The following is a 21,134-nucleotide window of genomic DNA, read 5'->3' as shown; positions in this document are numbered from 1 at the left end:
TATGAGATATTAGATTTTATTCCATATTTATTTATCTTTTATCGGCTCATAATCGATTCCATTCTTGCTCGTTGTTGTGCATTTATGTCCCAGACTGACGGCAAATATCAGGTTTAATGGGGTGTGTGCGATGCGATTATTCAACTCGATGAAATTGTGGAGCGTTTAGTGCGATTTCAGCGGCAGTTGGTGCAGAGTCGTTCCGCATTTTAAGCGTGCATTGAAGTGTTATGTAGGACAGTGAGTTAAGCGAGAAATGCTGAGTTTAAAGCCAGTAGTACAAATATAAGTTAATCAACACGAGAGGATTATGATGCAAGTTAACGCGAGTCGTATGCCTGTGCTATTTGTGCCCCACGGTGGTGGCCCTATGCCTTTGCTCAATGATGTTAATCATAGGGAGTTGCGTACATTTTTAACTTCAGTAACAGCGCCAATGCCCACTCCGAAGGCGATTGTGTTGATCACTGCCCATTGGGAAGAATCTGTGGTGACTTTGTCGAGTAGCCCAAAGCCAAGTATTTTGTATGACTACTATGGATTTCCACCTGAGGCTTATCAGCTGACATATCCTGCACCCGGTGAGCCAGAATTAGCCGAACAGATTGCGAATATGCTAGCAGATAAGGGCATCGCCGCCCGCTTAGATAGCGAACGCGCATTTGATCACGGTACCTTTGTACCACTTAAGTTGATGTATCCTGAAGCGAATATTCCCGTGGTGCAGATGTCGTTAGTCCACAGCCTCGATCCTAAAATCCATATAGCGATTGGGGAGGCTTTAGCGCCGCTGCGGGACCAAGGGGTGTTGATCGTGGGCTCAGGGATGTCGTTTCACAATATGCGGGCGTTTTTTTCAAGCGATCCCACGGTCCAAAGCCGCAGCGCAGAGTTTGACTATTGGCTGACGCAAACTTTAACGGCAAGTGTTAGTTCTGCCGAGGTAAAAATAGCGTTAACTCATTGGCAATCAGCCCCTGAAGCGCGTTTTAGTCATCCGCGGGAAGAACATTTATTACCGCTACATGTGTGTTTTGGTGCAGGCCATCATGGTTCATCCCATGCCGAACGTAACTTTAATGGTATTTTGTTAAACACGCTGATCTCTGGTTATATCTGGCAATAAATGGGGGGTAGGATTTCCCTCGTCGATATTAAGCCAAATTGAAGTCGTGCTGCGGCCAATAAAAAAGGTTCGTATCTATCGAAGATATGAACCTTTTTATATTCAGCATTGAGCTGTGGTGTAGCATTAGCTTAGCGGATTTACTCTTATGCGGTAAACACTAAACCCACGCTAAACAAGGTACTGAAAATCATGGTTAACTTAGCTGTGCGGCCGAGTAACGGATTTAAGGCTTCACCAGAAACGGCATAAAAATCGCTACTGAGTTTGCGGGCAATAAGCAGAGATAATCCCGCAAGTAGTACTGGTAAACCGGGTAAAATACCGAATAAAAAGCCAGCGATGACTAGACCAAAGGGCAAATAGATTAAGGCTTGATAAAGCACTTTTGCCTGAGCTTCGCCAATACGTACCGCTAGAGTATGTTTGCCCGCTTGGGTGTCGGTACGGATGTCGCGAGTGTTATTCACCAACATAATCGCAGCGTTAAATAAGCCAATCGCACAACCTAATAACCACGCATTAATAGTCGTATCGCCCGCCTGCAGATAATAACTGCCCACCACTGCCACTAAGCCAAAAAAGACAAATGCCGCTACTTCACCGAGCCCATGGGAGGCGAGGGGATAGGGGCCACCGCTGTAGCCAAGAGCACCTAAAATAGCGGCGGCGGCGAGAATGGCGATGGGCCAGCCTCCGTGCCAAATCAGATACGAACCGACAGCGAGAGCAAGGATAAGACACAATATCATGGCATTACGCACACTATTTGCGGGGATCATACCACTTTGGGTAACGCGAATGGGGCCAATACGTTCAGCAGTATCGATACCATTTTTAAAATCAAAGTAGTCGTTAGCAAGGTTAACGGCAACCTGCAACAATATGGCGCAGAGCATGGAGGTTGCAGCAATTAACCAGCTAAAACTGTTAAGGTGTAAGGCAAGTATATTACCAATTAATAATGGCCCTATTGCCGCAGGAAGCGTGCGCGGTCTTATGGCTAAAATCCAAGGATTCATGGCGTCCAGTCGTTATCTCGAAAAAGAAATCGATATTTAATTAGGAGTAGCATAACAATATTTTGCTCGAAAGTGAGCACTATCTAATAAACGCATTTAACAGAGTTTGAATTGGCGCACATATGTTGACTTATATGGAATGATATTTGTCGCCAAGCTCAAAGAAAATCATAAAAGTCTGTGTTGTTATAGCACAAGGGTTAAATAAGCATTTACCTAAGATTTTATTAATTTAGGTAAATTGTTCAATGCACTCATTAGGTTGTAAACATCAAAGATGCCATGTATACCCAAGTGTTATCTAAAGAGAAGCACTTAGGTATCTATATTGATTTTACATAAGGTCCACACTCCAGATAATGTGAATTTGCATTATATCAATAAGGATACGTTCAGATGCGTTTCGATAAGAAAGTGGCACTGATCACCGGAGCGGGTTCAGGACTTGGCCGAGCTTACGCTATTATGCTGGCAGAGCGGGGTGCAAAAGTCGTACTTATCGATCAACCTACAGTTCACTGTGCTGAAGTCAGTACAGATGCTCAATCTGTTACTCACTCCATCAATGACAACTTGAATCAAACATATGATAGTATTATTAAATTAGGTTGTGATTGCCTCCAGTTTGTCCTCGATGTGAGTGACAAAGCGGCTGTAGATCGTATGGTTGATACCGTCGCGAAAAGCTGGCAACGGATTGATATTTTAATTAATAACGCGGGTATTTATGGGGCGTGTGCCTTTGAAAGGATCACACCAGAACAATGGCAGCGACAGTTAGATGTGGATTTAAATGGCAGTTTTTATTTGACTCAAGCGGTATGGCCATTAATGAAATTGCAAAACTATGGCCGTATTGTGATGACCACAGGAGTATCCGGGTTATTTGGTGATTTACATCAAGTCGGATTTAGTGCAGCCAAAATGGCTCTAGTTGGTATGGTTAACAGTCTGTCTATCGAAGGAGAAATGCACAATATTCGAGTGAACAGCCTATGTCCACAGGCGGTCACAGCAATGACAGAAAAACATTTGGCAACAGCAATTCAACCCTTATTTTCCTTCGATACCCTGACCGCCACGACCGCTTTTTTAGTCAGCGAACATGCACCCAACGGCCAGCATATTTTGGCGGGGGCAGGGAGTGTCAGCCATGGCATGTTTGCTGAGTTTTTGCCGATGTATTTTTGTGAAGGATTATGCACACCCCATAAATTGGCTCAATGTTGGCATCAAATTTATCAAGCGTTTCCCGTGAGTTTACATGCTTGTGGTGAGGATAAAGTGCTTTCTTGGTCAAAGCTCAGCGCATTAGAGCACGATATTAAAATTGATTAGTGCTGAGTGAACAGCATTTTCGTTTTAGCATTATTTACTCAATGCTGGTCAGCCCTAGTAGAACTGAGTTACCCTTTAGTATTAATGGTTAACTATTCTGTAGGTCAGTAGGATCCCATGAGTCAGGTATTAGACGATCTTTTATCATTACTTTCCCTTGAGCAAATTGAAATTGGCCTCTTTCGTGGTCAAAGCCAAGATCTGGGTTTTGGCCATGTGTTTGGTGGCCAAGTGATGGGGCAGGCCTTAAGTGCTGCTAAACAAACGGTTCCAGTTGAACGTAACGTACATTCTTTGCATTCCTATTTTTTACGTGCGGGCGACGAAAAACTGCCGATTGTTTATGAAGTGGAGAATATGCGCGATGGCGGTAGTTTTAGTGCAAGGCGTGTGAGTGCTATCCAAAAAGGACGCCCTATTTTTCATATGACCTGTTCTTTCCAAGAACCTGAAGAAGGCTTTAGTCATCAAGCGATGATGCCACAGGTTCCTGGTCCTGAAGGTTTATTGAATCAACAAGAACTTGCGATGACGATGCGGGATAAAGTTCCGGCTAAAATGCTGGAAAAGTTTATGGCCGATGCACCAATTGAGATGCGATTGGTCAATCCACTGCACCCTTTTGCGCCTAAAGAAACCGAGCCGTACCGTTATGTTTGGATGAGAGCTAATGGCCCTATGCCAAATGATGCCCATATCCATGAATATTTACTTGCCTATGCTTCCGACTTTAACTTTTTAGTGACGGCAGCGCAGCCCCACGGTGTCTCATTTTTAAGTCCAGGTGTACGAATGGCGACGATAGATCATGCTATTTGGTTCCATCGACAAATCAATATGGGTGAATGGTTGCTTTACAGTATCGATAGTCCTAATGCCAGTGGTGGTAGGGGTTATGTTAGAGGGCAATTTTTTAATCAACAGGGCGAGTTAGTGGCTTCTTCTACTCAAGAAGGTCTTATACGTATGGTAAAGGGAAGTTGATATGGTTATGAAAATCAAGTCGTTTGTAATATGTTCACTGATGGCTATCTTGCTTAATGGTTGTGTGACTGTACAGCCTGAACCACCGGTGATTATTAATGGTGCAGCGGGTTATTTAGAGAAAATTCTCTTGCCTCAAGGTTGTGAAATTACTATTGCCATTATTGATCTTAATACACCAGGGGTTGTGATAGCACAAAAGACCTTTAATATTGCCCGCGCCCCCGTGCCATTTAAATTTTCATTACCCGCGAAGTCTATTGATAAACGAATTCAGTACGGTGTTGTTGCCATGATCAAGTATCAAGATCAGGTTATATTCCAAACCTATGACCGTTATCCTGTGATCAATAATGATAAATACACTACTGAAGTGTTGATGAAAGCCGTTATGGCTAACCGATAAAACTGATAAGTGATTAAGCCCTTTTAGATTTGAAAGGGCTTTTTTATTAGCGATTCTTCATCAGAAACTCGACAAAAGCACGGTCGGCTTGACTGACTGGACGCTGTTTTTTCCACGCAATATGCAGATTTAAAAAGACGGGTGGATCGAAGGGTTTAGCTAAAATATCGTCCTTCGGGCTGATCGCCATTTCCAGCACACTGGTGATACCAAAGCCTTGGGATACAATTTGTTTTATCAAGTTAATCAGATTGGTTTCAAAGGCAATATTGGGCTTTTTCCCTAACACTTTTGCCTGTGACAGTATCCATTCACGGTGAAAATAACCTGTCTTAAACATCACTAATTCATGGTCAAAAAAATCGCTCAAGCTAACAGCATTATGTTCTGCTAATGGATGTTCTGTCCCCATTGCAATCACCATTTGTTCACGGATTAACAGTTGACTGTCAAAATCACTCTGTAGATCTTGGGCGGTAATAATCGCAATATCCACTTCTTCTTGCTGTAACATACGTAGTGCATCGCGGGTGCCGCCTTCAAACAGTGACAGTTTTAGCTCGGGGTATTGATGGCGAAAGGCCATTAACCGCGAGGGTAAATAGAAGGAACCGAGCATACCCGGCACTGCAATACGCACTTCACCCGAGGTGAGATTGGCCATTGCATGGATTTGTGCCTCGGCCTGTTTGATTTGCTTTAGGATAAGCGTGGCATGTTGATGGAGTACTAAACCTTCAGCGGTGAGGGCCAGTAGTTTGTCATTTTTATGGCTAGTACGATTGATTAAGGTAACACCTAGGGATTGCTCAAGACGTTTAATACTCTGACTGAGCGCAGGTTGCGCCATATTGAGTTTTTTAGCCGCGGCAGTAAAACTGCCAGTGTTAGCAAGGGCGTCTAAATGTTTGAGTTGACGTATATCCATCTATTGGCTCACACAGAGTTATTAATGAGATCTATCTATAACAAAAATCAATAATTACGATACTAATTATCTATTATTGTTATGTTATGCCCAGTGCTAACCTTTGTCTATCCTATGAGTGAGATGTGATCGAGGCTAGCGTGCAAGCCGTGTTGGACACTATGATTGACAATAAACAGCGTGATACCCGATTAATGTGGGCCCTGTGTGTGGCCTCCGTTGTGGTGTATATCAATTTGTATTTAATGCAAGGAATGTTGCCCTTAATTGCCGAACACTTTGCGGTATCCGGCTCTAAGGCGACCTTGATCCTCTCCGTCACTAGTTTTTCTTTAGCGTTTTCATTACTTATCTACGCGGTAATATCTGACCGTATTGGCCGACATGCTCCTATTGTTGTGAGTTTATGGTTATTAGCGCTTTCAAATCTATTGCTAATTTGGACGCCGGATTTTAATGGTTTACTTTTGGTAAGATTGCTGCAAGGTGTTGTATTGGCTGCTGTTCCTGCTATTGCTATGGCCTATTTTAAAGAGCAGTTATCCCCCAGCACTATGCTTAAAGCCGCGGGCATTTACATTATGGCTAACAGTATTGGTGGTATTGTGGGGCGTTTACTGGGAGGAATGATGTCGCAGTTTTTATCTTGGCAAGCATCAATGTGGTTATTGTTTTTAGTGACCTTAGCCGGGGTGGCGTTGACCAGTTATTTATTACCCTCAGGTGCAGATGCTCAAGCGATGTCCCAAGTCCATAAGCCTGAGCGCCTGTCCAAACGTGCACGTTTAATGCAAGACTTTCATGGTTTTAGCTATCATTTAACCGATCCTCAAATGCGTTTAGTCTACGCTATTGGTGGTCTCACTTTTATGATGATGGTCAATCAGTTTAGTTTTATCCAGTTACATTTGATGGCACCACCCTATGAATGGAGCCGTTTTCAAGCAACCTTGATTTTTCTGTGTTATTCCAGTGGGACTGTCGCGTCATATTTTACCGCAAAATGGTTGGCAAAATTTGGTCAACACAAGCTATATCAATGGTCTTGGGGGTTGATGTTTTTGGGCAGTTTACTGACCTTGTTTGATACGACGTTGACGATTTGTGCGGGGTTTTTAATGACGGCCTGTGGGTTCTTTCTGACTCACAGTTGTTGCAATTCCTTTGTAGCAATGCGTGCAAGCCGCGATCGCGCTAAGGCTACCTCACTCTATTTATGTTGTTATTATTTGGGCGCTGCGATGGGTGGCCCATATTTAATGCTGTTTTGGCATGAGGCGATGTGGCGTGGTGTGGTAATGGGATCTTTGACTCTATTAGCCTTGATTGCTTTAGCGATTACGCGTTTGCATTATCATCAGACACATATTAACAGGGTGTTAGTTTAATGATGTCGCTGAGATTGCGTTTGCTGCAGGAGCGATAAGCCGTTGCAATACTAAACAAATGTCATCCAAAGGCTCGTATGATGCGGCGCTAGTTTTGTAATACGAGCCTTTTTCTCTTGGGAGAATGGCGATGATTATCCCACAGTGTCAGTGGTGATTTCTGGTTCAAGTGAGTGTTTATCGTTGTGGGAGGCGATACTCGACACTAAACGCAGATTTATTCCAAGAGCGGCCATTTGCTTTTGCTCTCGCTGCAAGTCTTTCATAAAAAGGCTTATTTTTCGTTTATGGCTGGGTAGCACTAACATAACGCCATCTGGAATAACTTGAATTTGTTCCAAAATCAATGATTTGGCGATACGGCCAAGATTGAGCAGAACAGCAAGGCGTAATAGACAGAGTAAGCGAATGAGCGTCAATTTATGATTTGGCTCTAATTCAGCAAGCATTAACTCATAGGGTTTTTTACGATGGTTGACAATCAGTCGCGCTAGATCTTGCTGTAATGCCTCACTAAACCCTGGCATATCGCTATTACTAATGATGTAGGCGCCGTGTTTATGCAATGCCCTTGAATTTATGTGTAAACCTATCTCATGTAAGGTGGCGGCATAGGCGAGTAATCGAGCATGGGGCCTTAATTGCCATTCATCGGCAACCTGTTCAAACAATGCCATCGCAGTATCTCGTACCTTAATCGCGTGGGGCATATCGATATGGTAAAGCTGGGCAATGCTATCCACAGTGCGGTGGCGTATATCTTGATATTGGCCAATTTTAGCTAACTCATATAACACGCCTTCTCGCAGCGCCCCAGGGCTAAACTCCAACTTTTCAACAGGTAAGCGTCTAAAAAAACTAATTAAAATAGCAAGACCTGCGGAGATTAACGGTGTGCGTTTGTTATCCACATGGGTGAATTGGACATGATCAATGTGCCCAAATCTGATTAATTTCAACTTGAGTTGTTTCAGCCGCGTTAAGGTAATGACTTCATCACCGTGATCTTCTTGAACGGCTTCACATATGGCTTTGACGGTTCCCGAACTGCCCAGGACTAAGTCCCAATGACCGCTGAAGTATTCTTTTGATAAGGAAGCAAACTGCTTATCTGCAGCACTTTGTGCGGCGCGAAAGGAGGCTGGTGTAATATGTCCATTTGGGAAGAAGCGTTCGTTGAAACTGACACAGCCACAGCGCAAGCTGGATAAATGGGTGGGAGTATTTTTCTGTCCAAGCACGACCTCGGTAGAGCCACCACCAATATCGATAACGAGATTACGTTTTCCCAATACTTGGCTTTGGGCAATACCGTTATAAATTAAGCGCGCTTCCTCATGACCAGAAATGACTTCCACTGGATAGGGCAAAATGGCAAGCGCTGCTTCAATAAACTGCTCACGATTTTTAGCCACCCTAAGGGTATGAGTTGCCACTAAACGCACTTGTGCTTGGTCAAGGTTTGAAAAGCGTTGATTAAAATCACGCAGGCAATTAAGGCCTCGTTCCATCGCCTCTTGGCTTAACATATTTTGTGTATCTAACCCAGTAGCTAGCTGAACTTGTTGTTTTTCTTTGTGTAATATCTGCAAACTGCCATCTTGCTCACGGGCAATAACAAGGTGAAAACTATTTGATCCCATGTCGATGGCGACAAAGTGTCGCGGTTGTGAATGTGTGGCAACCAATCGGATTATCCTTAGGCAATCGAGATGATAATAAAGCCAGTGATTAACTGGCTTTGGCCTGTAATTCTGGTTTTTTCTCTAGGGTAAACTCCCCGGAGGAAGTCGCTTGTGATGCTTCCATCTGGGCGTTAAATTCCTGTTGTTGTCGCTTCTCATAATTAATCAGATATTGATAAATGGCAATTTGAGAACGCACTTTACGTTTATTGCCACGGTTTCGATAAGGATTACTTTGTTCCTTATTGATTATTCGGGCCTTAGTGTTGTCATTAAACTGTAAAGATAAAATATCCATCACCATTTGTTTTAGGCGCAGATCATAAATAGGTACACTGACTTCAACACGGTTATCAATATTACGGCTCATCCAGTCGGCCGAGCAGATAAAGAGCTTATTTTCGCCCCCCGCATGGAACAACATTACGCGGGAATGCTCGAGGAATCTATCCACAATACTGTAAACCTCGATATTGTCGCTGATGCCTGGTATTTGCGGGATCAGCGAGCACATTCCGCGGATTAACAACTTAATTTTTACGCCTGCAGCAGAGGCTTCATAGAGTTTTTGCACTAACGCATCATCGAGTAAGTTATTTAATTTTAAGGTAATAGCCGCCTTAATGTGACTCTGTGCGTTGACGATTTCTTTATCGATTAAGTAGGTGAGCTTTTGTCGTGCATCGTAGGGCGACACGATCAAATGTTGGAAGTTATCTCGGCGATATGGGTGTTCAATCAAGTCAAATACCTGTTCAACTTCACGGGCAATTTCTTGGTTTGCAGTAAACAATGATAAGTCAGTGTAGACCCGCGCTGTGCCTTCGTTAAAGTTGCCAGATCCCACGTGACAGTAGAGTTTGATTTCTCCTTGTTCTTCGCGACCAATTAAACAGAGCTTGGAATGCACTTTTAAACTGGTGATCCCGTGGTGCACTTTTACGCCTGCTTCGGCCAAAATACGAGTCCACTCGATATTGGATTGCTCATCGAACCTTGCCCTAAGTTCAATCACGGCGGTAACTTGTTTGCCATTTTTAACCGCATCGATTAGTGACTGCATCACGTGGGATTTTTTTGCCACTCGATATAAATTAATGCGGATAAAACGCACTGCAGGATCGTAAGCGGCTTGGCGCACCATTTCGGTAAAGTGGGAAAACTTATGGTACGGGTAGTTGAGCATAATATCGCCCATTTTTATCGCATCAAAACTGTTGGCGCAGCGGCCAAATCCTGCGCTGTTGAGCGCGGGGAGTTTTTCGTTTTCGAGGTAATCACGGCTAGGATTCGGAAAACCGATAAAGTCTTTAAAACTGTGGTAACGCCCACCGGGAATTAGGCATTCGGTTGAACTGATATTTAGATTCTCTTTGAGCATGACTAACATATGTTCGGGCATTTCTTTGTCATATACCAAGCGCACGGGTTCAGCCGTAAGACGTTTTTTTAAACCCTTAGTCATTTTTTCAAGCTGAGTTTGCTCTAACTCGTCTGTGATATCAAAATCAGCATCACGGGTAAGTTTCATTGAATAGACTTCAATCGCATCGTATTCGAAGAAGGGGCCAAAAAGTTCATCTACGCAGTGACGGATAATGTTATCGAGTAAAATAAGATACTTTTTCGCTTTACTTTTTTCCGCGGGAAGCTCGAGAAACCGTGGTACATTTTTTGTCGGCACTTCTACTAGGGCATACTGACGGCGGGCTTTGGTGTATAAGCACACACACAGATAGGTTGAATCATCATTGATATGTTTCACCAGATCGCGGTTATTACTGACGATCAGCGGGGCAATATGGCGTTTAAAATGGTCTCTAAAATGTTTTTTAAGCCAATTACTGTGAAACTCACTGAGTTGTTTCTCATTGATTAACAAAATATTACGACGAACGAGTTCTCGCATTAAATCCGTATAAATACTATCGAATCGTTCCTGTAATGCCATCACCTTAGATTGGATTTTGGCCATTAAATGGCGACTATTACTGCGGCCTTCCTGTAAGGCTGAAAGTAAAATAGATCGCCTAACAGCAGCAACGCGCACGCGGAAAAATTCATCCATATTATTGGAAAATATCCCCAAAAAACGTACCCGTTCAACAAGGGGGACGTTAGGATCGCAAGCCTCTTGCAATACCCGCTCATTAAATGATAACCAGGAGAGTTCTTTATCAATCGATAATTTATCGGTATTCGGGGACACTGCACAGCTCCTTTAAGCAAGCGTCATGGCGCACTATACAATAGCATTCATCCACCGTTGTGCAATCAGATTTACGGCTGACAAGTGAAGGAATTTCAATGATAAATATTGTACAAGCGCCAAAATCGGTCGGGAATTTATCTTGGCTAAAGATACGAGGGAAATATGTCAGATTGATGACGAGTATGACAGAAATATGACCTTAATATGAAAGCCACTTGATTTGCTTTAGAGCCATCGCTTTGGGTTATTTTGATGAGACTCCATCGCTTTGTGGTATCAACGCAATAATGGGCTTTGGCATTCGCTCATTGGTATACCTTGAATGAAAGCGCACTAAGTACTCATTAATGGGGGGCTCGTGTCGGTATATAAGCTAACTTCTTTGGGATCGACACAAACTATGTTACCTTGCTCGGCTTTTTTATCGCGGGAGTGAAAGGTATGTTTGTCGGATTTGATTATGGGAGTGCCAACTGCGCCGTCGGCATTATGCTAGGCGAGAATGTCCAGTTGTTATCTTTATCAGAGCAGTCAGCGTATTTACCTTCTACGCTCTATGCGATGGATCGAGAGCTTATCGCTGAGGCAGTGTATCGTGGGCTTCCTATTGAATTTAAAGCTGATTATGCCAAAAAACGTGCGGCTCAATTAAGTCGGGCACGTTTAGTGCGCCATGAATTAGATCTTGATACCGATACCCAAGCTGTGTTTGTTGGAGAGCAGGCGATAAGCGCCTATTTAGAGATGCCGGAGGAAGGATTTTATGTCCGTTCGCCAAAATCATTTTTAGGAGCCTCTGGATTAAGGATTGAGCAAATTGCGTTGTTTGAGGATATTGTCACCTTGATGATGCAGCATATTAAAACCCGTGCAGAAGCTGTGTTAATTGAAAAAGGATTAGCTCAAGAGGGCGATGAGTCAATCATTACCCATGCGGTGATAGGTCGTCCAGTAAACTTCCAAGGTATCGGTGGTGAGGAAAGTAATAGACAGGCTGAGGCGATTCTAACTTTAGCGGCAAAACGCGCGGGGTTTATCGATGTGGCCTTTCTCTTTGAACCACTGGCTGCGGGTATGGATTATGAAGCGAGCCTTATCGACAACCAAACCGTGCTGGTGGTTGACGTTGGCGGCGGTACAACGGATTGTTCAGTCGTTAAGATGGGGCCAGCCCATAAAGCGAACCTCGATCGCGCAGCGGATTGTCTTGGTCACAGTGGTCAGCGTATTGGTGGTAACGATCTTGATATCGCCCTTGCCATGCATGCGTTTATGCCGCATTTTGGACTAGGTTCGTTAATGCTTAATGGTAAGCCTATGCCAAGTAACCCATTTTGGAATGCGGTTGCGGTAAATGATATCAGTGCCCAACGTGAATTTAGCACCTTAAGTAGCCGCAAATTGATCGACGAATTAATTAAAGATGCCGAGCAGCCCCATTTACTGCATCGCTTATTAAAAGTGCAGCAACAGCAGTTAAGCTATCAGTTAGTTCGCCAAGCGGAGCGTGCTAAAATTGGACTGTCGGACACCGAGCATACTGATATTAATCTGGATTTTGTCGATGCGGCATTACAGGTTGGGGTCAGTCGTAAATTGTTTGAAAATGCCATCGAACCCTCATTAACGAAAGTGGAAGCCCTGATGCACCAAGCGCTTGCGCAAGCCGCAAAAACCTTGGTAGCAACAAATGTCGCAGTAGACGGTCCAGATCCAGAGGATTTATCCGCTGAAGCTGAATGTAAACCCGATGTGATTTACGTGACGGGCGGGACTGCACGAAGTCCTGCCATTTATGCGAAAATTGCTGGCATTTATCCCGATATTCCCGTGGTGGTCGGCGATCACTTTGGCTCTGTGACAGCAGGACTTACTCGCTGGGCGCAAAAGCTATTTGCTAAGCACTAACCTATAAGCAATAACATAAAAGGATGTATAAATGAAAACTCTGTTGAAGTGTGCGTTTGTGGCCACTGTGGGTCTATTGCTCGCGGGTTGTGGTGACGATGTGGGTAAGGTGAGCCTTGGGCTTTTCACCACAAAGGATGTGATTATCGATGCTAAGCAGGATCCTAAAATCCCGGGGGTTACCTGTCATATTAGTCGTATCGAAGCCAATTTAGATTTTGCCGATCCATCAGATATGAGCATTAGTTGCCGCCAGACAGGGCCTATTACTCGTGCCGATCTTGCTAACATTGATATGGGAAAACACGGCGAAGTGATTTTCACTGAGTCCTTGAGTATTTTATTTAAATCATTAAAAGTGCGCAGAATTTACGATGCGCAAAACCAGACATTGCTGTATTTATCTTATTCAACAAAAGAGACTAACGGCAGCCATAAGCATGCGCTCTCAACTGTGCCGCTTTATGGTTCACAGGCTTGGGTTGACCCTGTACTAAATGTAGGCACTAAAGCTAATTAATTGCAGCAAAGTGAATAGCTTAGATCTTCTGTTGCATAAGCATAAAAAGGGGCGGAATTTTCATTCCGCCCCTTTTGTTTTATGCCGCTAGCATCGAGCGCCTAAGCGACATAGTTACTTCGCTTTAGCTGTCAGAACGGCGTTAAAGCGTTCAAATCCAGCACTGAGATCGGCGATTAAATCGGCGGGATCTTCTAAACCAATATGCAAACGGATTAAGGGTTTACTCGGATCCCATTTCGTTGCCGAGCGGATCCTGTCAATACCGAAAATCCCTAAAATTAGACTCTCGTAGCCCCCCCAAGAAAAGCCCATTTTAAAGTGGCTCATATTTTCCACCATCGCGGTGACCGCATCGGCATCACCTTGCTTTAATACAAAGGAAAACAAACCATTTGAGGCACTAAAGTCGCGTTTAAAGAACTCATGCCCAGGGCATGTATCAAACGCGGGGTGACGCAGATGATCCACTTCTGGGCGGGTTTTCAACCAATTAGCGACTTGCATTGCATTTTTTTCATGCTGCGCCATACGCACGCCTAAGGTGCGCAGGCCGCGCGCGGCAAGGTATACATCATCTGGCGAGGTGGTTTGCCCCATCAAATAGCTGTGTTCACGCAGTTGCGGCCAGTATTTTTCGTTAGCGGTGGCGGTGCCTATCATCACATCCGAGTGACCGACAATATATTTAGTTGCCGCTTGAATGGAAATATCGACTCCCATTTCGAAAGGTTTGCTGTTGATGGGCGAGGCCCAAGTGTTGTCTAGTATAGTGACAAGCCCATGTTCGTGGGCGATACGGCACAAAGTTGGCACATCTTGCACTTCCATGGTGATTGAGCCCGGAGACTCTAAAAACAGCACCTTAGTATTGGGGCGAATAAGATCGCTAATGCCCGCGCCAATCAAGGGATCGTAGTAAGTGGTTTCAATACCAAAGCCCGCGAGAATATGCGTACACAGATCCCGCGTGGGTTCATACACGCTATCGACCATCAACAAATGATCGCCCGTTTTTAAAAATGACAGTAGTGCGGCACTGATCGCTGCCGCGCCTGAAGGGTAGAGCGCAGTACCGACCCCGCCTTCTAATTGGGCAATCGCAGCTTGAAAGGCAAAATGGGTTGGGGTGCCACGGCGGCCGTAAAACATCTCGCCATTGGTTTTATTTTTTGCGGCGTGGCGCATGTCTTCCATGGTATCGAAGACGATAGTCGAAGCGCGAAATACGGGTGGATTAATCACACCTTTGGTCCATTTTTTGTCTCGACCTAAGCTGACGATTTGGGTGGCTTGACGATGTTTGTCTGTCATAGAAGCATTACCTTGGCATGTAGGTTGGATCAGTAGGCTGAATCAGTAGGTTGGGCAAATTTTTACTCATCCCTTGTTATGGCGGTCATCTTAGCATTTACTCTGACAAATGGCAGAGACGAAGTGATGAGTTTGGCTCATGTTCTTCGCTCCTGTGCCATTTGTCGATAGGTTCTGCTCTAAAGGAAGCCTCACTTTGACCAAGGACCTACTTAATTTGTTAATTTAATGGCAGTGTGACTAGGATATCCACACCATCGTGTTCGCTACGGTTACGGGCGAGAATTTTGCCTTGATGGAACTCAGCGACTAGCCGCGCAATATATAAGCCTAAGCCGAGGTGCGGTTTATCTTGAGCCTGATTTATCCGCACTGACACCATAGAATCGAAAATCTGCTCCGACATATCAATTGGGAGTTCAGGCCCTAAGTTACTGATCAGTAATGTGGCTTGTTTACCTACTTGGGTGAGCGTCACTTCAATGGCGCTATCCTTGTGACAAAACTCAATCGCGTTGGCGATAAGCTTATCCATTAACTGAGCGATATATTCGGGTACGCCTTGCATCATCAGCGGCTGTTCTGGCACTTTTACGCTAAATCGTTGTTCAGGATAAGTGATTTGATACCCCTGCATACAACCGCTGATCACTTGAGACAGTGGAAACTTAGTGATATCAGCCTGCAATAAACTTTGCTCTAGGCGCGTTGCTTCGCTCATATTATTGAGCATCATGCTTAAGCGGCTCACGCCTTCCTGCGCGCGGTCGACATATTTTTGCGCATCTTGATCTAAGGTTTGCAGGTTTAAATGCTCAAGGGACGATCGCACTACGGCGACGGGGGTACGGAGTTCGTGGGAGAGGCGCGACGACATATTTTCCAAATAATGGGTGTATTGGCCTAGGCGTCCGACGATACTCGAAAAACTACGCGAAAGATCGCCAATTTCATCCCGAGCCTTTGACGGTTTAAGGTTATTGCGCACTCGACCTTGGCTGTCGATGGCATTTTCTGCCTCATCCCGCAGTTTGCGAATTCGGTTTGAAATACTCGAAGCAAAGAAGAACAGCGCCAGTGTGCCCATGCTCATAATGGTCAAGATCACGTTAAAGAGTTTTTCCAAGGCACGGTTACGTAGAGTACGAATACCGTGGGTGGTTTCTTCGGCAACGACGGCGCCCATCACATTGTTATCAATCCAGATAGGGCTCGCAGCGGCGAGTACTACCGCTTTGTTATCTGGGGTTAAGCGCCAAGTCGAACTTTGCTGACCCGAGAGCGCTTTTTGGATATGGCTGCCATCAAGTTCAGTAGAATCCTGCAGCGAATCAATAAAATCCTTGGGTGGTTTTGTCAGAATTTTGTAATACAGGGGATGCAGATAATCCCGTTTAAAGCTTCCCCAGAGTGAGCCTGGTGTTTCATCTTCTAAGGTGCGGGTCCAGACACTGCTATTCGCGCGCAGATCTCCGGATTTCGCTAATACCCGCCCATGTTTGTCTACCACCCATACTCTTGAGCTATAGTGACTCATCCCTTTGATAATACTTTCAATTTCTGGTGATGGAACTAATACAGTGCCGAGTTTATCGACGGTGTCCAAGGCGGATGTACCCACAATTGCGGTGATGTCGCGATATTTACTGTCATTCACATCGGCAATGGCAAAGCCGAGTTTGCTACCGACCATATTAAGGGGAATACGCAGCTCAATATTGTAGCCCACATCGGTTGTTGCCCATTGTCCTTGGATACGCACTTCCGGGGTGACAGGCACCGTCAGCTTAGGATTAGCGGGTAATTCGAAGGCGCTGATCCAGCCTGGCTGAGTGGTGGCAACAATATAGCGTTTGAATTTATTGTCGGGTGACAATGTGGCGATGGATAAGTGATCATTTCTATCGACACTGAGGGCATTTTTGCCGCGAAACACCACATTAGGGTCAACTACTTGGAAAAAGGCGTACAGGTAACCATCATATTGGCCGACCATATGGGTAAAACTTAAGGTTAAGGGCGTGGTTGGATCGGCGCGCATGATTTGATTCGCCTCTCCGTATTGGATAAATCTGTGCTGATATTCCTGCCACTCGTTAAGTTTTCCATCGAGTAATATTGCTCCCGCCAGTGGATAGGCGTAGAGATCGCGACTTTTTTCCACTTGCTTTAAAAAGCTCGCTTGGCCATCAAACAGCTTTGGGCGCTCGTGCAGCGCAGTTGCAAGCGCCTGTGTGGTTCCTTCTAAAGTACGTTCTTGACCATGGCGTAAGTACTTTTCCATCTCCCAAACATATTGATACCCAAGCCAAGGTAGGCAGAGTAAAAATAGGCTAAGGCCAATGACTTTTGTGCGTAAGCCGAAGGGAAAACGTGTCATAGGTTATACATCAAAGCAGATCCCATCATTACTTAGGCTAGGCTGTCCCAGCGGTAGCCCATGCCATAAACCGTATCGATACAATCAAATTCAGGAGCAGAGGCGATAAATTTTTTCCGGATCCGTTTCACATGGGAAGTGATAGTGCTGTCATCAACAAAGATTTTTGCCTCTTGCATTAATTCGTGACGGCTACGGACATGGCCAGGGTGTTTTGCTAACGCATGTACCATCCAAAACTCGGTTACGGTCAGTTCGATAGGATGCTGGTTCCAATAGACCTGCATACGATTAGCATCGATAGTTAAGGGACCTCGTTCGAGTAGGTTTTCCTGTGGCGTTTGACTGGCTGCGAGTTCAGAGCGGCGAAATAATGCGGCTAAGCGTGCGGTCAAATGTGGAAAACTCACCTCTTTACTTAGGTAATCGTCGGCACCTAAGCGCAGGCCGCACACGGTATCAAAATCGCTGTCGCGGGCGGTTAAAAAGATAATCGGCAAGGTGTTCGACATCGCGCGGAGGGATTGACACAACATAAAGCCACCATCGATCTCATTGCCTAAGCCAATGTCGATAATCGCTAAATCGGGTAATCGCGTATTAAAGGCTAACATAGCCGATGGCCTGTCGGCATAGGTTTGTACGCTATAACCGTGTTGCTGCAACACATCCTTGTAATTTTCTCGAATGGCGGCTTCATCTTCCACTATGGCGATACGCTTCATAGAGCCATATTCCTATTGACTTGGGGGATTAAGTTTTCGTGACTATACAGGATTTTACCTGAGAAAAAAGTGCCTAAATGCAATTGCCATTTTGTTGCCACAATTGATAGTTGCATTGCCATTTTCCATCCCTGCTCGTGCCATTCTAACTGTGTTTAATAGCCCCATTCAGTTTTGCACCCTGCATGTTGAGTTGTGGGTATCGATGCGAGTGCAAGCTCAACTAAAGATTAAATAGAACCAATATCCATACTTACAAGAAGGAAGCCTTTGTGATGGTCACAGGGAAAAGGATAAAAGAAGTCGTTGAAGCAGTCCTGATGGTTGTTGTCAGTATTGCTATTTTTTTGGGGTTACCATTTGCAGTCCTAGCATCGCCAAATACAGCAGTAACCTTATTTGGGCAACAAGATGCAGCTTCTGCATTGGAAGTACACATTCCGCAGCAGCAACAAACATTAGATTACGATGATATTACTCAGGGGATGCTGTTGTATTTCATGCCAAATGGTGCCTTATTGCCTTCTTTACCCCTCGATACACAGGTGTCGATGCAAGTGTCGGGCTTAAATAATCGCGTTAGCGTGAAGCAGATTTTTACTAATAACACCGAATTTGTGTTAAACGGCCAGTATTTGTTTCCTTTACCAAACGAGGCCGCAGTCGATTCGCTACGTATGCACATAGGTCAGCGGGTAATAGAAGGGCAAATTCATCCCAAAGCTGAGGCTAAGCAGATCTTTCAACAGGCAAAAGCTGAGGGGAAACGCGCCAGTCTTGTCAGCCAAGAACGCCCCAATATGTTTACGACTGACGTGGCAAACCTTGCGCCAAATGAACAATTAGTTGTCGAAATTAGTTACCAGGAAAACATCAAATATGAGGATGGCCTATTTAGTTTGCGCTTTCCTCTGGTAGTGGCGCCGCGCTATATACCAGGTTTCATCCACGATAAGGCTTCTGCCAATGACAATGCGGCTAACTCGCGTGTCACCAGTAGCGAAGTTTTTGATGCTGAACGTATCGTTGCGCCATTAAGAAGAGCCAATAGCAAACAAGATCCTGTGCTTAACGCCAATATTGAGGTGCGTCTTGCTAAGGGCGTTGATAAATCAACCATTGCAAGTCCTTACCATCAGATCAAGCTGGATGAGCCGCATCACGGCATCATCAATGTATCACTTACCAATAGCGTGGTCGCAAATCGTGATTTTGTGCTGCAATGGCGTGCTAAACAAGGCATGAGCCCAATGGCTTTAGTCTTTAATCAGCAGGGCAAAACCCATGGCGATGGTGCTTCTGAAGATAACGTCTCTGAAAACCGCCAATCAGATGATCACTACAGTCTTGTGATGGTGTTACCACCCAAGACTGATGAACACGCGTTGTCCACATTACCCCGTGAATTAATTCTAGTAATTGACACCTCTGGCTCCATGGCGGGGGATTCGATAGTACAGGCCAAAAGTGCGCTTCTCTATGCGCTTAATGGATTAAAGGCTGAAGACAGTTTTAATATTATTGAGTTTAATTCTGAATTGACGCAATTATCGCCAACATCATTGCCAGCAAACCAAACACATCTTGCCCGTGCAAGGCAATTTATTCATCGATTACAGGCTGATGGTGGCACAGAGATGGCGTTAGCACTGAATGCTGCCTTGCCTCGGGGTATAAACCGCTTGTCGGAATCATCTCAATCCTTGCGTCAGGTGATTTTTATGACTGACGGTTCGGTGGGTAATGAGCAAGCCTTATTTGATCTGATCCGTTATCAAATAGGTGAGAGTCGCTTGTTTACTGTGGGTATTGGCTCTGCGCCTAATTCGCATTTTATGCAAAGAGCTGCAGAACTAGGTCGAGGTACTTTTACCTATATAGGTAATGTGGATGAGGTTGAGCAGAAGATAAGCAAGCTGCTAAGTAAAATCCAGTATCCAGTATTAACCGATATTAACGTGCGCTTTGACGATGGTGGGGTGCCTGATTACTGGCCATCACCCATTCCAGATTTGTACCGTGGTGAGCCTGTTGTTGTCAGCCTAAAACGCAGTGAGCGTGAGCCGCAGGAGTTAGTGATCTCCGGTCGTCAGGGCCATAAAAACTGGCAACAGTCGCTTTCCCTCAAGGACAGCAGCGATGGATTAATCACCAATCAAGATGCGGGTTTAGATTTACTCTGGGCCAGAAAGCAAATTGCCGCACTGGAACTCAGTAAAAATGGCGCAAACGATGACAAAGTAAAGCAGCAGGTAACTGCATTATCAATGAATTACCACTTAGTCAGCCCTTACACCAGTTTAGTGGCGGTAGATTTAACGCCTATTGATTCCAGCGCCATGACGCGTGATGCCGTTGTACGCCAACACTTACCCTTAGGTTGGAAACCCTTTGGTGTATTACCACAAACGGCCACATCGAGTCGTTTCGATATGCTACTTGGTGCTGTCACTTTGATATTAGCATTGCTGTTAGCAGGCTCAATGCTGCGTCAACGCCGCAAAGAGAGAGCTGTCATTCTCGCTATCCCCTACAAACAAACATTATGAGCATTTAACCTTATGAGTAGACAGCAGACACGGCGAGTTTTGCTTGTTGGATTGTTATTGCTCGGCGGTACATTGTTAGGAAAAGGACTCTATATGCAAGCTAAAGCACATTTCGCACAATATTTGATAGAACAAGCATGGACTAAGACTCTGGCTGATGGACAATCCCACAAACCTTGGTCATGGGCCGATACCTATCCTGTTGCTAAATTGTCTATTTATCAAAACCATAAATTGACACATTTTGATGAGATTGCCGCAAACGATAGCTTATATGTGCTTGCGGGAGCGTCGGGACGTAACCTTGCGTTTGGCCCAAGTTTAGTGTTATCCAGTGCGTCAGCAGGCCAAGTAGGGAATACGGTTATTGCAGGGCATAGGGACACGCATTTTGCGATATTAAATGGGATGAGTGTTGGACGAAAAATATCCCTACAAACGGCTTCGGGAAAAGACATTCTTTACCAAGTAGTGGCAACGCAGGTTGTGCACGAGTCACAAACGGAGTTTATGGCACCTTCAGAAGATGAAAGACTCACCCTTATTACATGTTACCCTTTTAATGACATTCAAGGCGGAGCCGAACTACGATTTGTGGTACAAGCCGTGCCCGTTTTATCCTCGTAAATCACCTCGTTTCAGCTAAGGC

16 protein-coding genes are annotated in these 21,134 nt (G+C 44.8%); 9 read left to right on the top strand and 7 right to left on the bottom strand.

The genetic code is table 11. The features are described from left to right. Nucleotides 1-310: 310 nt before the first annotated feature. Nucleotides 311-1,126 carry a DODA-type extradiol aromatic ring-opening family dioxygenase gene (locus SPUTW3181_RS11975; RefSeq protein ID WP_041408196.1) on the top strand — a complete coding sequence of 272 codons (816 nt, stop codon included), beginning with the start codon at nucleotides 311-313 and terminating at the stop codon, nucleotides 1,124-1,126. A 146-nt stretch (nucleotides 1,127-1,272) separates the two neighbouring features. On the opposite strand, the gene SPUTW3181_RS11970 is transcribed toward SPUTW3181_RS11975, so the two are convergent. Then, on the bottom strand, nucleotides 1,273-2,148 hold the full coding sequence (locus SPUTW3181_RS11970) for a 1,4-dihydroxy-2-naphthoate polyprenyltransferase (protein ID WP_011789588.1): 876 nt from the start codon (nucleotides 2,146-2,148) through the stop codon (nucleotides 1,273-1,275). A gap of 396 nt (nucleotides 2,149-2,544) precedes the next feature. On the opposite strand from SPUTW3181_RS11970, the gene SPUTW3181_RS11965 reads away from it, so the two are divergent. From SPUTW3181_RS11965 to SPUTW3181_RS11955, 3 genes are all read left to right on the top strand, one after another. Beyond that, nucleotides 2,545-3,486 carry an SDR family NAD(P)-dependent oxidoreductase gene (locus tag SPUTW3181_RS11965; RefSeq protein WP_011789587.1) on the top strand — a complete coding sequence of 314 codons (942 nt, stop codon included), beginning with the start codon at nucleotides 2,545-2,547 and terminating at the stop codon, nucleotides 3,484-3,486. A 117-nt stretch (nucleotides 3,487-3,603) separates the two neighbouring features. After that, nucleotides 3,604-4,470, top strand: a complete 867-nt coding sequence (tesB, locus tag SPUTW3181_RS11960; protein WP_011789586.1) for an acyl-CoA thioesterase II — start codon at nucleotides 3,604-3,606, stop codon at nucleotides 4,468-4,470. 1 nt (nucleotide 4,471) lies between these two features. Next, on the top strand, nucleotides 4,472-4,876 hold the full coding sequence (locus tag SPUTW3181_RS11955) for a YbaY family lipoprotein (protein WP_011789585.1): 405 nt from the start codon (nucleotides 4,472-4,474) through the stop codon (nucleotides 4,874-4,876). 46 nt (nucleotides 4,877-4,922) lie between these two features. Here the strand turns inward: SPUTW3181_RS11955 and SPUTW3181_RS11950 are convergent, their stop codons facing one another. Beyond that, the gene (locus SPUTW3181_RS11950; protein WP_011789584.1) at nucleotides 4,923-5,804 is read right to left on the bottom strand and encodes a LysR family transcriptional regulator; all 882 of its coding nucleotides are present in this window, start codon (nucleotides 5,802-5,804) and stop codon (nucleotides 4,923-4,925) included. A gap of 140 nt (nucleotides 5,805-5,944) precedes the next feature. On the opposite strand from SPUTW3181_RS11950, the gene SPUTW3181_RS11945 reads away from it, so the two are divergent. After that, complete coding sequence (locus SPUTW3181_RS11945) at nucleotides 5,945-7,192, top strand: MFS transporter (protein WP_011789583.1); 1,248 nt, start codon at nucleotides 5,945-5,947, stop codon at nucleotides 7,190-7,192. Nucleotides 7,193-7,326: 134 nt separating this feature from the next. On the opposite strand, the gene ppx is transcribed toward SPUTW3181_RS11945, so the two are convergent. Beyond that, nucleotides 7,327-8,880 carry an exopolyphosphatase gene (gene ppx / locus SPUTW3181_RS11940; RefSeq protein ID WP_011789582.1) on the bottom strand — a complete coding sequence of 518 codons (1,554 nt, stop codon included), beginning with the start codon at nucleotides 8,878-8,880 and terminating at the stop codon, nucleotides 7,327-7,329. 43 nt (nucleotides 8,881-8,923) lie between these two features. After that, nucleotides 8,924-11,086, bottom strand: coding sequence for a polyphosphate kinase 1 (ppk1, locus tag SPUTW3181_RS11935; RefSeq protein WP_011789581.1), 2,163 nt, complete (start codon nucleotides 11,084-11,086; stop codon nucleotides 8,924-8,926). 444 nt (nucleotides 11,087-11,530) lie between these two features. Between ppk1 and yegD the strand changes: the two genes are divergently transcribed. Then, nucleotides 11,531-12,997, top strand: coding sequence for a molecular chaperone (gene yegD / locus SPUTW3181_RS11930; protein WP_011789580.1), 1,467 nt, complete (start codon nucleotides 11,531-11,533; stop codon nucleotides 12,995-12,997). Nucleotides 12,998-13,028: 31 nt separating this feature from the next. Further along, on the top strand, nucleotides 13,029-13,517 hold the full coding sequence (locus SPUTW3181_RS11925; RefSeq protein WP_011789579.1) for a CreA family protein: 489 nt from the start codon (nucleotides 13,029-13,031) through the stop codon (nucleotides 13,515-13,517). 114 nt (nucleotides 13,518-13,631) lie between these two features. On the opposite strand, the gene SPUTW3181_RS11920 is transcribed toward SPUTW3181_RS11925, so the two are convergent. From SPUTW3181_RS11920 to pdsR, 3 genes are all read right to left on the bottom strand, one after another. Further along, nucleotides 13,632-14,831, bottom strand: coding sequence for a cystathionine beta-lyase (locus tag SPUTW3181_RS11920; RefSeq protein ID WP_011789578.1), 1,200 nt, complete (start codon nucleotides 14,829-14,831; stop codon nucleotides 13,632-13,634). Between the two features lie 220 nt (nucleotides 14,832-15,051). After that, nucleotides 15,052-17,211: a proteobacterial dedicated sortase system histidine kinase gene (pdsS, locus tag SPUTW3181_RS11915; RefSeq protein ID WP_011789577.1), complete on the bottom strand. Its 2,160-nt coding sequence runs from the start codon at nucleotides 17,209-17,211 to the stop codon at nucleotides 15,052-15,054. Between the two features lie 32 nt (nucleotides 17,212-17,243). Further along, entirely contained in the window at nucleotides 17,244-17,936 is a 693-nt protein-coding gene (pdsR, locus tag SPUTW3181_RS11910; protein ID WP_011789576.1) for a proteobacterial dedicated sortase system response regulator, read from the bottom strand. A 275-nt stretch (nucleotides 17,937-18,211) separates the two neighbouring features. Between pdsR and SPUTW3181_RS11905 the strand changes: the two genes are divergently transcribed. Both SPUTW3181_RS11905 and SPUTW3181_RS11900 read left to right on the top strand, forming a co-directional pair. Beyond that, nucleotides 18,212-20,485: a marine proteobacterial sortase target protein gene (locus SPUTW3181_RS11905; RefSeq protein ID WP_011789575.1), complete on the top strand. Its 2,274-nt coding sequence runs from the start codon at nucleotides 18,212-18,214 to the stop codon at nucleotides 20,483-20,485. A gap of 12 nt (nucleotides 20,486-20,497) precedes the next feature. Next, nucleotides 20,498-21,112, top strand: coding sequence for a class GN sortase (locus SPUTW3181_RS11900; RefSeq protein ID WP_011789574.1), 615 nt, complete (start codon nucleotides 20,498-20,500; stop codon nucleotides 21,110-21,112). Nucleotides 21,113-21,134 lie beyond the last annotated feature (22 nt).

Source organism: Shewanella sp. W3-18-1 (assembly GCF_000015185.1).
In the GTDB taxonomy this organism is placed as follows: Bacteria; Pseudomonadota; Gammaproteobacteria; order Enterobacterales; family Shewanellaceae; genus Shewanella; species Shewanella putrefaciens.
The sequence above is the reverse complement of the archived record's forward strand: the minus strand, read 5'-3'. Positions and strand labels throughout refer to the sequence as shown.